Source organism: Erythrobacter sp. RANMB8 (genome assembly GCF_056848235.1).
In genome coordinates this window covers 87,634-101,285 of the sequence record NZ_JBREHG010000002.1, presented here as the reverse complement: position 1 = coordinate 101,285, position 13,652 = coordinate 87,634, and the positions used below count along the sequence as shown (strand labels likewise).

10 protein-coding genes and 1 tRNA gene are annotated in these 13,652 nt (G+C 65.3%); 7 read left to right on the top strand and 4 right to left on the bottom strand.

Features of this window, described 5'->3' with window-relative positions; genetic code table 11:
* The first annotated feature begins 225 nt into the window (after positions 1-225).
* Positions 226-993 (top strand): hypothetical protein, encoded by a 768-nt coding sequence (locus ACU0AG_RS03550; protein WP_482780886.1) that lies wholly within the window; start codon positions 226-228, stop codon positions 991-993.
* A 3-nt stretch (positions 994-996) separates the two neighbouring features.
* Here the strand turns inward: ACU0AG_RS03550 and ACU0AG_RS03545 are convergent, their stop codons facing one another.
* Together ACU0AG_RS03545 and ACU0AG_RS03540 are read right to left on the bottom strand one after the other, a co-directional pair.
* The gene (locus ACU0AG_RS03545; protein ID WP_482780885.1) at positions 997-2,430 is read right to left on the bottom strand and encodes a DEAD/DEAH box helicase; all 1,434 of its coding nucleotides are present in this window, start codon (positions 2,428-2,430) and stop codon (positions 997-999) included.
* A gap of 146 nt (positions 2,431-2,576) precedes the next feature.
* Complete coding sequence (locus tag ACU0AG_RS03540) at positions 2,577-3,143, bottom strand: hypothetical protein (RefSeq protein ID WP_482780884.1); 567 nt, start codon at positions 3,141-3,143, stop codon at positions 2,577-2,579.
* A gap of 144 nt (positions 3,144-3,287) precedes the next feature.
* Here ACU0AG_RS03540 and ACU0AG_RS03535 point away from each other — a divergent pair, with 144 nt between their 5' ends.
* Entirely contained in the window at positions 3,288-4,745 is a 1,458-nt protein-coding gene (locus tag ACU0AG_RS03535) for an FAD-binding oxidoreductase (RefSeq protein WP_482780883.1), read from the top strand.
* Positions 4,746-4,856: 111 nt separating this feature from the next.
* Entirely contained in the window at positions 4,857-5,645 is a 789-nt protein-coding gene (locus ACU0AG_RS03530; RefSeq protein WP_482780882.1) for a SapC family protein, read from the top strand.
* Positions 5,646-5,999: 354 nt separating this feature from the next.
* On the opposite strand, the gene ACU0AG_RS03525 is transcribed toward ACU0AG_RS03530, so the two are convergent.
* Positions 6,000-6,983 carry an N-formylglutamate amidohydrolase gene (locus ACU0AG_RS03525; RefSeq protein ID WP_482780881.1) on the bottom strand — a complete coding sequence of 328 codons (984 nt, stop codon included), beginning with the start codon at positions 6,981-6,983 and terminating at the stop codon, positions 6,000-6,002.
* A gap of 117 nt (positions 6,984-7,100) precedes the next feature.
* On the opposite strand from ACU0AG_RS03525, the gene cpdR reads away from it, so the two are divergent.
* From cpdR to ACU0AG_RS03505, 4 genes are all read left to right on the top strand, one after another.
* Complete coding sequence (gene cpdR, locus ACU0AG_RS03520; RefSeq protein ID WP_482780880.1) at positions 7,101-7,490, top strand: cell cycle two-component system response regulator CpdR; 390 nt, start codon at positions 7,101-7,103, stop codon at positions 7,488-7,490.
* Between the two features lie 81 nt (positions 7,491-7,571).
* Positions 7,572-7,646 (top strand) — tRNA-Val (locus ACU0AG_RS03515).
* A gap of 214 nt (positions 7,647-7,860) precedes the next feature.
* Complete coding sequence (locus ACU0AG_RS03510; RefSeq protein ID WP_482780879.1) at positions 7,861-9,084, top strand: NADP-dependent isocitrate dehydrogenase; 1,224 nt, start codon at positions 7,861-7,863, stop codon at positions 9,082-9,084.
* Positions 9,085-9,189: 105 nt separating this feature from the next.
* Positions 9,190-10,962 carry a cation:proton antiporter domain-containing protein gene (locus ACU0AG_RS03505; protein ID WP_482780878.1) on the top strand — a complete coding sequence of 591 codons (1,773 nt, stop codon included), beginning with the start codon at positions 9,190-9,192 and terminating at the stop codon, positions 10,960-10,962.
* 20 nt (positions 10,963-10,982) lie between these two features.
* Here ACU0AG_RS03505 and alaS read toward each other — a convergent pair whose 3' ends face one another.
* Complete coding sequence (gene alaS / locus ACU0AG_RS03500) at positions 10,983-13,652, bottom strand: alanine--tRNA ligase (protein WP_482780877.1); 2,670 nt, start codon at positions 13,650-13,652, stop codon at positions 10,983-10,985.

Here is a 13,652-nt window from a genome sequence, read left to right as displayed (position 1 = left end):
ATTGTGTTTGCTTCCCGCAAGGCGATGCTACTCTCTCAGTGAAGACGCTGAAGCGGAAGATTGCGGATGAAGACCCTGATTGCCTTGATTGCGGCTGTCATCGCTGTTCCAGTCTCTGCCGGGGACGCAAACTCGCCTCCCGCACCCACGCAAGCTGATTGCGCCGCGCCGGAGGGCTGGGATGAGGTTGTCGCACGCGATCCCGATTTCGTTGTGTTCGGTGAGTTGCACGGAACCACTGAGGCCCCGGCATTCGTCGCCCGGATCATCTGCGCCGAGGCAAGGCTGGGCCGCCGCTTGTTGCTCGCGGTGGAGCACTCCTCATGGCAGAACGCCGCCTGGCAAGAGGCATGGGCGCTGCCGCACGCGGCGTTCCGGCAGGCCCTGCCCGATCTCGGCTGGCGCGGGCGCGACGATGGGGTGGCGAGCGCGGCGATGCTGGCGCTGGTGACGGGCGCCCATGCCTTGAAGGATCAGGGCGCCGCCATCGACATCGTCGCCTTCAACGGCGCCGGGGATGACGCCCAGCGCGCCCGCTTTGCCCATCTGCCCGCGCAAGGCCCGCACGAAGCGGCGCAGGCCGAGAACATCGCCGAGGCTGCTGCGCGCAAGGACTATGACCGGGTGATCGTGCTGGTCGGCAATCTCCATGCCGAAATCGCGCCGCTCAGCATCGGCGGGCCGGAGTTCGATCCGATGGCGGTGCGGCTGCGTGGTTACGGCTCGGTGCTCAGTCTCGGGATGCGGCACGCAGGCGGGGAATCGTGGAGCTGTCAGCTCGCCGCCGGAACCAAGCTTGCACCGGGACAGGAGATAACGGACGACATGATCACCTGCGGCGCATCCCGTGCGGGCGCGGAAGGATCAGGCGACCGCGCGCCTCATATCACGACCGGGAACCTTGCCGACCCACAGCTGGCGCGACGGTTTTACGGCGTATTCTGGCTTGGCCCCATCACGGCATCACCCCCGGCGTTTCCGCCCGAACAGTAAGGCTTACCCGAAACCCACGTCCAGAAAGCTCGGGCGCGGGCCGTTCCATTCGCCGGCGGGCACAGGCTCGTCGTCCTCGTGATAGCGGCGACGCGGTTTGCTGTTGTCGCTGGCGGTGACGCGGTCTGTGCGCGGCGCGGACTTTTCGCGGCGCGGGCGTTCGTCGCGCGAGGCGCGTTCTGCACGCGGGGCGCGTTCTGCGCGCTCCTCCTCGCGGGCACGGCGGGGCTTCCGTTCGGTGCGCTCCTCGCGCTCCTCAGGTTCGGCCTTGGCTTTTGCCGCTTCGGCCTTGGCGATGACTTCGGAAAGGTCGACGCGCACGTCTTCCTTGCCGAACACCTTGATCGCAGCGCCGGTCAGCTTCTCGACATTGGCGATGGCTTCGGCGTCTTCTTCCGAAACGAAGGTGAAGGCCCGCCCCTTGGCACCGGCCCGGCCCGTGCGGCCGATGCGATGGACGTAATCATCCGGGTGCCAGGGCGTGTCGAAGTTGAAGACGTGGCTCACGCCCTTGATGTCGAGGCCGCGGGCGGCGACGTCGGAGGCGACGAGGATATTGACCTCGCCCTTCTTGAACCGGTCGAGTTCCTTCAGGCGCGAGGACTGGTCCATGTCGCCGTGGATTTCGCTCGACCGGAAGCCGTGGCGGTTGAGGCTCTGGTTGAGCTCGCGCACCGTGGTCTTGCGGTTGGCGAAGATGATCGCGGTTTCGACCAGATCGTTTTCGAGGAACCAGCGCAGCGTTTCACGCTTCTGGCGCGACTTCACCGGCACCTTGAAGGCGGTGATATCGGCATTGGTCGTCGCCGCGCGGGCGGTTTCGATCCGCTTGGGATTGTTCAGGAACTTCTTGGCCAACTTCTCGATCGGTGCGGGCATGGTGGCCGAAAACAGCATGGTCTGGCGCGTTTCGGGGAGCTTGGAGCAGATGAACTCAATGTCGGGGATGAACCCCATGTCGAGCATCCGGTCAGCCTCGTCGATCACCAGCAGCTCGCAGCCGTTGAGCATGATCTTGCCGCGTTCGAACAGGTCCATGAGGCGGCCCGGTGTCGCGATCAGCACATCGACCCCGTCGGAGAGCGCCTTCAGCTGATCGCCCATTTGCACGCCGCCGATCAGCAGCGCCATCTTGAGATCGTGGTTCTTGCCGTACTTCTCGAAATTCTCGGCGACCTGCGCGGCAAGCTCGCGGGTGGGTTCGAGGATCAGCGAACGCGGCATCAGTGCGCGGCGGCGGCCCGCGGCCATGACGTCGATCATCGGCAAAACGAAGCTCGCGGTCTTGCCCGTGCCCGTCTGGGCGATGCCGATAAGATCCTTCATCATCAGGATCGTGGGGATCGCCTGCGCCTGGATAGCGGTCGGCGTGGTGTAGCCCGCGTCCTCCACGGCTTTGAGCAATTCGGGCGAAAGGCCGAGATCGGCGAAGGTCATGCGGTGTGTGATGTCCGAAAATAGCGGGCAGGATGACCTGCCGGGATTGGTGGCCCTGACGCGACCCCCCGGCGGCATCTGGCTGCCGCGCCTTTTCCTTAAAAAGGGGCAAAAGTCAAGGAAACGCGTGCCCGCGAACCCGACCTTCAGTCGCGCACTTCAACCAGCTGGCGCATCGCCTCGACTTCGCAGCGTGCGCCGGTGCGCGATTGCAGCTTGTCGCGTTCGACGCATAGCCGCCCGTCCTTGCTCTTTTCGACATAGAAGCCGGAGTAAAAGTCGCGGGCGCGGCAGGCCTTTTCGAGGTTGACCGAGATCATCCGCCGGTCCCGCAGGAACAGCACCAGACGGTTGCCGCTGCCGGTCTGGACGCCGGCAATCCCTTCAAGGGCGACGCATTTTTCCTTCTTGCGCTCCTCGAATTTGGGGGCGAGTTCGCGCTGGGGCAGGTCGGCAAGCATGTTCTGGCGGGCTGCAGGCGGCTGCGGCGCGATGCGCACCACAACGCGCTGTTCGATCCGGATCTGGCGCCAGTTCTCGCCCGCGCGCATCGCCGACAGCGGGTTCGGCAGCATGGGGGCATCCTGCGCTTCAGCCGCTTCGCATTGCGGGGCCGAAGGCGCAGGCACAGCTTCGCTTTCCAACGCATCGCTCCCCGTAACCACAGGCAGCATCAGCGCCAGCGGCGCCGCGATGGCGAACAGGCTGTGCATGATGCGGGGGAACTCTCCTTGCGGGGATCGGGTAGGTCTTGCGCTACTGCGATAGTCCCGCGAATTGAACCGTGCCTTAACTGGCGGGCCGCTTTGCCCGAAACCGGTGGCACATTGCCACGCAACTGTGGCATGGAGGCCACAATGAATCACCCTGTTGCCTCTCCCGTTGCCCGCGATTTTCTGGCCGAGGCTGCCGCACTGCTCGGCCCGCGCGGGCTTACCACCGATCCCGAGCGGATAGATGCATGGCTGACCGACTGGCGCGGGCGCTACACCGGTCGCGCACTGGCGCTCGCCTCGCCTGCCTCGACGGCCGAAGTCGCCGCGCTGGTAAGGCTGTGCGGCAGGCATGGTGTGCCGATCGTGCCGCAAGGCGGCAACAGCGGCATGGCGGGCGGCGCGACCCCCGATGCCAGTGGCACCGCGATCATCCTGTCGCTGCGCCGGATGGACACCATCCGCACGCTGGATGCCGAGGCCGGGCAAGTCCTGTGCGAGGGGGGCGTGATCCTCCAGCATCTGCATGATGCGGCACAGGCGGCAGGGATGCGCTTTCCGCTGACTTTGGGCGGCAAGGGTTCTGCCACCATCGGCGGGCTGGTTTCGACCAACGCAGGCGGCACGCAGGTGCTACGCCACGGCACCATGCGCGCCCAGGTGCTGGGGCTGGAGGCGGTGCTGGCCGATGGCACGGTGCTTGACCAGCTCACCCCGCTCAAGAAGGACAACCGCGGGTTCGACCTCAAGCAGTTGCTGATCGGATCGGAAGGCACGCTGGGGATCGTCACCGCCGCAACCCTGCGGCTGCTGCCCGCCCCCGTCGGACGGGTGACGGCATGGGTCGGCCTTGGCGGGATTATCGAGGCACGCACGCTGCTGCGCCGGATTGAGCGGGCGATGGGCGAAGCGCTCGAGGGGTTCGAGGTGGTGCCTGCCCATTGCCTCGATGCGGTGCTGGCCCATCAACCTACAGCCCGTGCACCGCTGGGCGAGCGGCACGCATGGAATGCGCTGATCGAGTGCGTATCATCCTCCAGCGACAGTGCCGCGCTCAACGAGGCCATCGAAGCGGCGCTGGCCGGGGCATTGGAGGAGGGGCTGATCGCTGATGCGGTGATCGCCGCCAACGAAACCCAGTCCGAGGATTTCTGGGCTCTTCGCGACGGCATATCCGCCGCCGAGCGCGCGATCGGTCCGGCCATGCAGCACGACATCTCGGTGCCGGTCGAGAAAATGCCCGAATTCATCCTTGCCGCCTCGCCGGCGATCGAGGCAGCCTTTCCCGGCACCCGCGCCATAGCCTTCGGGCATCTGGGTGACGGCAATGTCCATTTCCACGTCATGGCGCCCGAGGGTGCCGTGCGCGGCGTGTGGGAGGAAGCCGAAGGCAAGGCGGTCAGCGCGCAGGTCTATGATCTGGTCACCGCATGGGGCGGATCGATCAGTGCGGAACACGGCATCGGCCAGATGAAGATCGATGATCTCGCGCGCCTGCACGATCCTGCGGCGCTGGCGCTGATGCAACGCGTAAAGCGCGCGCTTGACCCTGCCAATCTCCTCAATCCGGGGAAACTGCTGCACATGCCGCCCGCAAGCTGACCCTCGCGGCTTGCGCCAGCCCCGCCAAACGCTTAAGGGCCGCGCTTTCGGCGGGGGGTTCGTTTTTCCGCTGAGGGGATCATCCACCACCGTTTTTCCGGAGACGACGTCATGGCCAGCGCGCCGCAACCGCAACTTCCGCTGTTCTACAACGACCTTCTGCCGCTCAACAGCCGCGACCACGCCGATTTCAAGGCCGGAACGCTGGAGAGTGCCGCCTATCTCGCGGCAACCCACGCCATTCCGCTGACCACCGACGAATTCGTCGATGCCCAGCGCCACTTCCCGATCGTGTTCACTTCGGGCGAAACCCCGCTGCCGATCGCGCTGTTCGGTCTCAACGAAGGCGTCAACACCTTCGTGGGCGCGGACAACAAGATCAACGAAGCGATCTATCTGCCCGCCTACGCGCGCCGTTACCCCTTCATCCTCGCCAAGCTCCAGCCGAACAGCGACGACATGTCGCTCTGCTTCGACCCGAGCGCGAACCTGCTCGGCAAGTTCGATGAAGGCCTCGCGCTGTTCGACGATGCCGGCCAGCCGACCGAATACACTCAGGGCGTGCTCGATTTCTGCCGCCGCTTCGAAGAAGCCGGCCAGCGCACCAAGCTGTTCATGGAAGAGCTGGGCAAGCTCGACATCATGATGGACGGCGAAATCGCCATCACCCGTAACGACATGCCCGACAAGCCGTTCATCTATCGCGGTTTCCGCATGGTCGATGAAAACAAGCTGCGCGAGCTTTCGCCCGAAACACTCGATGGCCTCGCCAAGAACGGCATGCTGATGCTGATCTATGCGCACCTGTTCTCGCTGAACCTGATGCGCACGATCTTCGAACGCCAGCTGGCGCAGGGCCGCGTGCCGATGCCGGCTGACGCGGCGCCGACGCTGAACTGACCGCTGCCGGAGCCTTCGCGCTCCGGATGGCATTGCAAAACAGGCGGGCAGGCGGGCACGGGCCCCCTGCCCGTTTAGAGCACTTTCCGACCACTCCGGGTCACCCTGATCGCATCAGGAAGTCCGCTGGACAGGAACGGCGCGCAGCAGGGGCTGGTTGCCCCTGCAAGCGGCGTGACGAAGCCAGCGGGCTTCCTCATGCGACCCCGAAGGGGCGGGCCGATTTGGGCTCAGGGCCACGTTGCTCGTCGCTCACGATGCGCTGCATCGCTCGCTCCTCGCGCCTCGCCCTGAGCCCAAACCGGCTCCGTCAGGGTGACCCGGAGTGGTCGGAAAGTGCTCAAGCTGCCGAGCCTATTCCGCCGCCTGCAACATCCCATCGCCTCCGCCGAGCAAGGCCGCTTCCGCCCCAAGTTCGCGCACCAGAGCGGCAAGCATGGCCGCCATGGCGGGCAAGCCCGGACCGGCCTCTGCCATCGTGCGATCGAGATAGGACGAACGGCACACCTCGATCTGCATCGCATGCACGCCCGATTGCGGCGCGCCGTGCCGGTCGAGCACATAGCCGCCCGAATAGGGCTGGTTCTGCGCAGCCGGAACGCCCTGACGGTCGAGATGGCCAAGCGCCCGGCCCATCAGCAGGTTGTGGCACGATGCCCCGAACCGGTCACCCAGCACGATCAGCGGCGCCCGGGTTTCACCCTGTGCGGGTTTCAGTGGCGGCATCGAGTGCAGATCAATCAGCAGCGCCGCGCCCCACCCGGCCTTGATCCGCGTCAGCTCGTCGGCGAGCGCGGAATGATAGGCGCGGTGGATGCCGGAGATGCGTCCGGCCAGCTCGTCAGGATCAAGCCGCCCACGCCAGATCTCGCCCGATCCCGGCAAGCGGCGCGGCACCAGCCCGAGACCGCTGCGGGCGCGGCGGTTGCCGCCCTGCCCCGCTACCGGCGCGATGACGCCTTCGGGCAAGCCACCTTCGACCATGTCCCAGTCGATATCATCATCGGCGCGGTTGAGGTCGAGCAGCGCCCGCGGGGCGTGGGCGACCAACAGGCCCGCGCCGGTCTGGCGGGCGATTTCCACTCCGATCCGGTCAACCAGACGGTCTTCCAGCCGCAGTTTCGCCAGCGCGGGGTCGCGCATCCGGGCCACCACCGATGGCGGATAGGCACGCCCGGCATGGGGCACGGCGATCAACACCGGCAGGCTCAACCGCGCCGGAACCGACAGCGTGAACGCCGGAGCATCGCGCAGGCCCGGAACCAGCCCGCCCGTCACGGACGAACGCACGCTCTGGCGGGCAGCAAGCGAGGATGGCGGGCGGGGGGCGGAGGTCATTCCCCACCCTTGCTGCCGCCTTTGCCCCGCCCTGTCAAAGCCTGATCGCCCTCATTGGCGGCACCTTTCGGCGCAGGGAGAAAGATTTCTTAAGTCCCCTCTGCTAACAGAACCTGCATGACAGTCGCACGCACCCCCCGGATTCTGCTCGCCGAAGATGAAGACGCGATGCGCGCCTATCTCGAACGGGCGCTGACCAACGCCGGCTACGAAGTCAGCGCGGTCGATCGCGGCACCGAAGCCGTGCCCCTGCTCGAAAACGGCGACTATGATCTGCTGTTGTCCGATATCGTCATGCCGGAAATGGACGGGATCGAGCTGGCGCAGCGCTGCGCCGAGATTTCCCCGCGCACCAAGGTGATGTTCATCACCGGTTTTGCCGCCGTGTCCTTGCGCGCCAGCCGCGAACAGCCGGCCGCAAGGGTGCTGTCAAAGCCCTTCCACCTGCGCGATCTGGTGCTGGAAGTGGAGCGCGTGTTCGAGGAAGCGGACGCGGCAAGAGGCTAGCCTGTCCGAATCGCTTGCACCTTGCGAGGTGCTGCGATAAAGGGCCGCTCCGCCCTCAACAGGGCGCGCATCCGATGGTGTGGGCGTATAGCTCAGTGGTAGAGCACTATGTTGACATCGTAGGGGTCGCAAGTTCAATCCTTGCTACGCCCACCATCGGTTAAGCCGCAAAGAGCCCGCCCTTCCGGCGGGCTTTTTTGTGCCCGCCTCGCCCGGCAGCGCATAGCGCATTAGCTGTTGCAAATCATTCGCAAGACCTGCGCTTGCAAGCCCGCCCTCCTCTGCTAAAGCGCCTGCGGGATCTTATTCAGCTTCCTGTCGATCACACACAGCCCTGCGCAGACGGGGCAAGAAGGATAGGGCAACAGCCATGGACAAAATCAAAGTCGCCAACCCCGTCGTCGAACTCGACGGCGACGAGATGACCCGCATCATCTGGCAATGGATCCGCGAAAGGCTGATCCTGCCCTATCTCGACATCGACCTGAAGTATTACGACCTGTCGATCGAGAACCGCGATGCGACCGACGATCAGGTGACCATCGATTCCGCCAATGCGATCAAGCAGTACGGCGTCGGCGTGAAGTGCGCCACCATCACCCCCGACGAACAGCGCGTCGAGGAATTCGGCCTCAAGAAGATGTGGAAGTCGCCCAACGGCACGATCCGCAACATCCTTGGCGGCGTTGTCTTCCGTGAGCCGATCGTGATCGACAACGTGCCGCGCCTCGTGCCGGGCTGGACCGATCCGATCGTGGTGGGCCGCCATGCCTTCGGCGACCAGTATCGCGCCACCGACACCCGCATCCCCGGCCCCGGCAAGCTGCGTCTGGTCTTTGATGGCGAGGATGGCACCAAGATCGATCTCGACGTGTTTGATTTCCCCAGCGCCGGCGTGGCGATGGCCATGTACAACCTCGACGATTCGATCCGCGATTTCGCCCGCGCCAGCTTCAATTACGGTCTGAACCTTGGCTGGCCGGTGTACCTTTCCACCAAGAACACGATCATGAAGGCCTATGACGGGCGCTTCAAGGATCTGTTCCAGGAAGTGTTCGACACCGAAGGCTTTGCCGAACAGTTCAAGGAAAAGGGCATCGTCTACGAACACCGCCTGATCGACGACATGGTCGCATCGGCGCTCAAGTGGTCGGGCAAGTTCGTCTGGGCGTGCAAGAACTACGACGGCGACGTGCAGTCGGATACCGTGGCGCAGGGCTTCGGCTCGCTCGGCCTGATGACCTCGGTGTTGATGACCCCCGACGGCAAGACTGTCGAGGCCGAAGCCGCGCACGGCACCGTCACCCGCCACTATCGCCAGCACCAGCAGGGCAAGGCGACCTCGACCAACCCGATCGCATCGATCTTCGCCTGGACCCGCGGCCTGATGTATCGCGGCAAGTTCGATGGCACCCCCGATGTCGTGAAGTTCGCCGAAACGCTCGAGCGCGTCTGCATCCAGACTGTCGAGAAGGGCTACATGACCAAGGATCTCGCGCTGCTGATTGGCCCGGGCCAGGCATGGCAGACCACCGAGCAGTTCTTCGAGACCATTGTCGAGAATCTCGAAAAGGAAATGGCTGCCTGGGCCTGATCGGTCCCGCATGAATCCGGAAAGCCGGGCGGGCCGCGGTCCGCCCGGCTTTTTATTGTGAAAGCCACGGGTGACAGCCCCCCTCGCCCGCGTTAAGCCCGCCATGTGGCTGGCGAACTGACCCTCTCTCCGTTCCTGTCCGATGCGCTGGTGATTCTCGGCGCGGCGGGGATCGTGATCCCGGTGTTTGCCCGGTTCCGGATAACGCCGATCATCGGTTTCATCCTGATCGGCGTGCTGGTCGGCCCCTTCGGATTGGGCTCGCTGACCGGACGAATACCCTGGCTCTACTACATAACGATAAGCGACCCAGAGGCACTCACACCCTTTGCCGATTTCGGCATCGTGCTGCTGCTGTTCGCCATCGGGCTGGAGCTGTCGTTCAACCGCCTGTGGCAGATGCGCAAGCTGGTGTTCGGGCTTGGCGCGCTCGAAGTGCTGATCATCGGCAGCGCACTGGCGCTGTTTCTCGGACTGGCGGGCAGCATGACGCCAACGGCGGCACTGGCGCTGGGCTTTGCGCTCGCCTTTTCCTCGACCGCCATCGTGCTGCCGATTTCGGGTACCCGCACACCGGTGGGCCGCGCGGCGCTTTCGATGCTATTGTTCGAGGATATCATGATCGTGCCGATCATCTTCATCCTCGGCGCGCTCGCACCCAATGCGCAGGGCGAAGGGTGGGAGGGCCTGATCACGACCCTGTGGCAAGGCGGATTGGTGATTGCGGCCCTGCTGGTGGTCGGACGCCTCGCCCTGCCCCGTCTGTTCGCACAGGCCGCCCGCACCAAGAGCCCCGAGTTGTTCCTTGCCGCTTCGCTGCTGGTGGTCATCGGCGCAAGCCTGGCGACCGCGCTGGTCGGGCTTTCGCCGATCGTCGGCGCACTGATCGCGGGCCTGCTGATTGCCGAGACCGAGTATCACACCGAAGTCGAACTGATCATGGAGCCGTTCAAGGGTCTCGCCCTCGGCGTATTCCTGATTACAGTGGGCATGAGCATCAATCTGGTCGAGATCGGCGAACAGATCGGGGCGATTGCCCTCGCGGTGGTCGGCGTGCTGGTGTTCAAGGCCTTGGTGACCGGGGTGCTGTTGCGGTTGATGGGGGCGCGGCGCGGCACGGCGGCGGAAACCGGCGTGCTGATGGCCTCGCCTTCCGAAACCACGCTGATCATTCTCGCCGCAGCCACCAGCGCGCTGGTGCTCGACACCGAAACCGCCCGTTTCTGGCAGACGGTGACGGCGATCGGCCTTACCATCACCCCGTTGCTGGCAAAGCTCGGCGCGATGCTGGCCCGGCGGGTGGACGGCGTTGCCGCTCCGATGGACGATGATGACGCGGACATCGCTCGCACCATCATTGTCGGTGGCGGCCGTGTGGGCCGGCTGGTGGCCGACATGATGCAAACCCATGGCAAGCCCTACGTAATGCTCGATTCCAACCCCGATCTGATCGCGGCGGCCAAGCGTGACGGGTATCGCGCCACCTTCGGCGATGCAGCGCGGGGCGATGCGCTGTCACGGCTTGGCGTGGAATCCGCGCCTGCCGTGGTGCTGACGATGGACGAGCCGGTGCTGGCCCAGCGTCTCGTTGCCAAACTCCGCCAGTCCTACCCCGATCTGCTGATCGTCGCCCGCGCCCGCGATACCGATCACGCTGCCGCCATGTACCGGGCGGGTGCAAGCCATGCCGTGCCGGAAACGCTGGAAAGCTCGCTCCAGCTATCAGAAGCTGTGCTGGTCGATATCGGCGTGGCGATGGGGCCGGTGATCGCCAGCATTCACGAAAAGCGCGACGAATTCCGCGAGCAGCTGGAACGCGAAGGCGGGCTCAGCGAAAAGCCGAAGCTGCGCACCACCAGCGCAATCCAGAGCAGTTGACCCGGCGGTAGCGGGCGGCGTCAGGCAGCTGTCGCCGCCGCCAGCACGCCCTTCACTGCCGCCAGCGCCTCGGCTGCTTTCGCACCCTCCGGCCCGCCGCCCTGGGCCATGTCGGGACGCCCGCCGCCGCCCTTGCCGCCTAGAGCTTCCACCCCTGCGCGCACCAGATCGACCGCACTGAAGCGTGCCGTGAGATCATCAGTCACGGCAGCCGCGATGCTCGCCTTGCCGTCATTGACCGCAATTAGCACCGCGATGCCCGAGCCGATGCGCTGCTTGGCCGCATCGAGCAGCGGGCGCAGTTCTTTCGGGTCGAGCCCTTCGAGCACCTGACCCGAGAAGGTCACGCCCGCCACGGTCTCGTCCGCAGCCGCCGCGCCGCTGCCCGAACCGCCGCCGCCCAGCGCCAGCGCCTTCTTCGCCTCGGCGAGTTCCTTTTCGAGCCGCTTGCGCTCATCGAGCAGCGCGGCGAGACGCGCGGGCACTTCTTCAGGCGTTGCGCGGATCACCCCCGCAGCCGCCTTCAGTGCCTCCTCGCGTGCGACCAGCCACTGGCGCGCACCCTCGCCCGTCATCGCCTCGATCCGGCGGACGCCTGATGACACCGCGCTCTCCGAAACGATGCGGAATACGCCGATATCACCGGTGGCGCGCACGTGGGTGCCGCCGCAAAGTTCGACCGAATAATTGCGCCCTTCGCGACCCGCACGGCCCATGGCGAGCACGCGCACTTCATCGCCATACTTCTCGCCGAACAGCGCCAGCGCGCCTGCCGCAACGGCATCGTCGGGCGTCATGAGCCGGGTGCTGACAACCTCGTTGGCGCGGATCTCGGCGTTCACTTCGGCTTCGATCGCGGCAATATCTTCCGGCGTCAGCGCCACAGGGTGCGAGAAATCGAAGCGCAGACGATCTTCGGCAACCATGCTGCCCTTCTGCGTCACATGACCGCCAAGCCGGTTGCGCAGCGCCGCATGGACGAGGTGCGTGGCCGAATGGTTGGCACGGATGCGGTCACGCCGTTCGGAATCGACTTTGAGTTCCACTGTATCGCCGACCGCGACCTGGCCCGCCTCGATCCGCACCTGATGGGCGTGCAACCGGCCGAGCGGCTTGGCGGTGTCGGTGACGGTGGCCTTGAAGCCGCCGAGGCTCGCCATGGTGCCTGCATCGCCTGTCTGACCGCCGCTTTCACCGTAGAACGGGGTCTGGTTGGTGAGGATCACAACGTCGTCGCCCGCCGTGGCGCTTTGCACCTCGGCGCCGCCCTTGACGATGGCGACCACCCGGCCCTCGCCGCTGGTGGAGGCATAGCCGGTGAACTCGGTGGCGCCTTCGCGCTCGGCAATGTCGAACCAGACTTCGCCCGAAGCCGCCTCGCCGCTGCCCTTCCAGGCGGCGCGGGCGGCGGCCTTCTGGCGGGCCATGGCGGCATCGAACCCGGCCTTGTCGACCCCGATGCCGCGGGCGCGCAGCGCGTCTTCGGTGAGGTCATAGGGGAAGCCGTAGGTGTCATAGAGCCGGAAGGCGACCTCGCCGTCGAGCTCGCCGCCTTCGCCCAGATCGCCGGTCGCCTCGTCGAGCAGTTTGAGACCCTTGTCGAGCGTGCGGCGGAACTGCGTTTCCTCGCGCTCGAGCACCTCGGTGATCAGCGCCTGTCCGCGCTGAAGTTCGGGATAGGCGGCGCCCATTTCCGTGACCAGCGCGGGGACAAGGCGATGCATCAGCGGCTCGCTTGCACCCAGCAGGTGGGCGTGGCGCATGGCGCGGCGCATAATCCGGCGCAGCACATAACCGCGCCCTTCGTTGGAAGGCAGCACGCCGTCGGCCATGAGGAAGCTGGTAGACCGCAGGTGATCGGCAATGACCCGGTGCGAGGCTGCGGATTCGCCTTGTGCGGCGACACCGGTGATCGATTCCGACGCCGAAATCAGAGCCTTGAAGGTGTCGGTATCGTAATTGTCATGCACCCCCTGAAGCACGGCGGCGATGCGTTCGATGCCCATGCCGGTGTCGATCGAAGGCTTGGGCAGATTGCGGCGCGTCCCGTCAGCCTGCTGCTCGTATTGCATGAACACGAGGTTCCAGATCTCGACGAAGCGGTCGCCATCTTCATCGGGGCTGCCGGGAGGTCCGCCGAAGATGTGGTCGCCGTGATCGTAGAAGATTTCGGAGCACGGACCGCAGGGGCCGGTGTCGCCCATCGACCAGAAATTGTCGTTGGTGCTAATGCGGATGATGCGGTCTTCGGGCAGGCCTGCGATCCTGCTCCACAGGCCCGCTGCCTCGTCGTCGGTGTGGTAGACGGTGACAGTGAGCTTGTCCTTGGGCAGGCCCCATTCGCGGGTCAGCAAGGTCCAGGCGTGGGTGATCGCCTCTTCCTTGAAATAGTCGCCGAAGGAGAAATTCCCCAGCATTTCGAAGAAGGTATGGTGGCGGGCGGTATAGCCTACATTGTCGAGGTCATTGTGCTTGCCGCCGGCGCGGACGCATTTTTGCGAGGATGCGGCGCGGGGCGAGGCCGGGGTTTCGAGGCCGGTGAACACGTTCTTGAACGGCACCATGCCCGCGTTGACGAACATCAGCGTCGGATCATTGTAGGGCACCAGCGGCGCCGAAGGCGTGGCGGCGTGGCCATTCCTACTGAAATAGTCGAGGAAGGAGCGGCGGATGTCGTTCGTCGAGGTCAT

Excerpts from the sequence above, each read along its gene's own strand:
- ACU0AG_RS03545 (WP_482780885.1), bottom strand. The coding sequence starts at position 2,430 with ATGACCTTCGCCGATCTCGGCCTTTCGCCCGAATTGCTCAAAGCCGTG.
- ACU0AG_RS03525 (WP_482780881.1), bottom strand. The coding sequence starts at position 6,983 with ATGACCTCCGCCCCCCGCCCGCCATCCTCGCTTGCTGCCCGCCAGAGC.
- ACU0AG_RS03540 (WP_482780884.1), bottom strand. The coding sequence starts at position 3,143 with ATGCACAGCCTGTTCGCCATCGCGGCGCCGCTGGCGCTGATGCTGCCT.
- ACU0AG_RS03530 (WP_482780882.1), top strand. The coding sequence starts at position 4,857 with ATGGCCAGCGCGCCGCAACCGCAACTTCCGCTGTTCTACAACGACCTT.
- cpdR (WP_482780880.1), top strand. The coding sequence starts at position 7,101 with ATGACAGTCGCACGCACCCCCCGGATTCTGCTCGCCGAAGATGAAGAC.
- ACU0AG_RS03510 (WP_482780879.1), top strand. The coding sequence starts at position 7,861 with ATGGACAAAATCAAAGTCGCCAACCCCGTCGTCGAACTCGACGGCGAC.
- ACU0AG_RS03535 (WP_482780883.1), top strand. The coding sequence starts at position 3,288 with ATGAATCACCCTGTTGCCTCTCCCGTTGCCCGCGATTTTCTGGCCGAG.
- alaS (WP_482780877.1), bottom strand. The coding sequence starts at position 13,652 with ATGACCTCGACGAACGACATCCGCCGCTCCTTCCTCGACTATTTCAGT.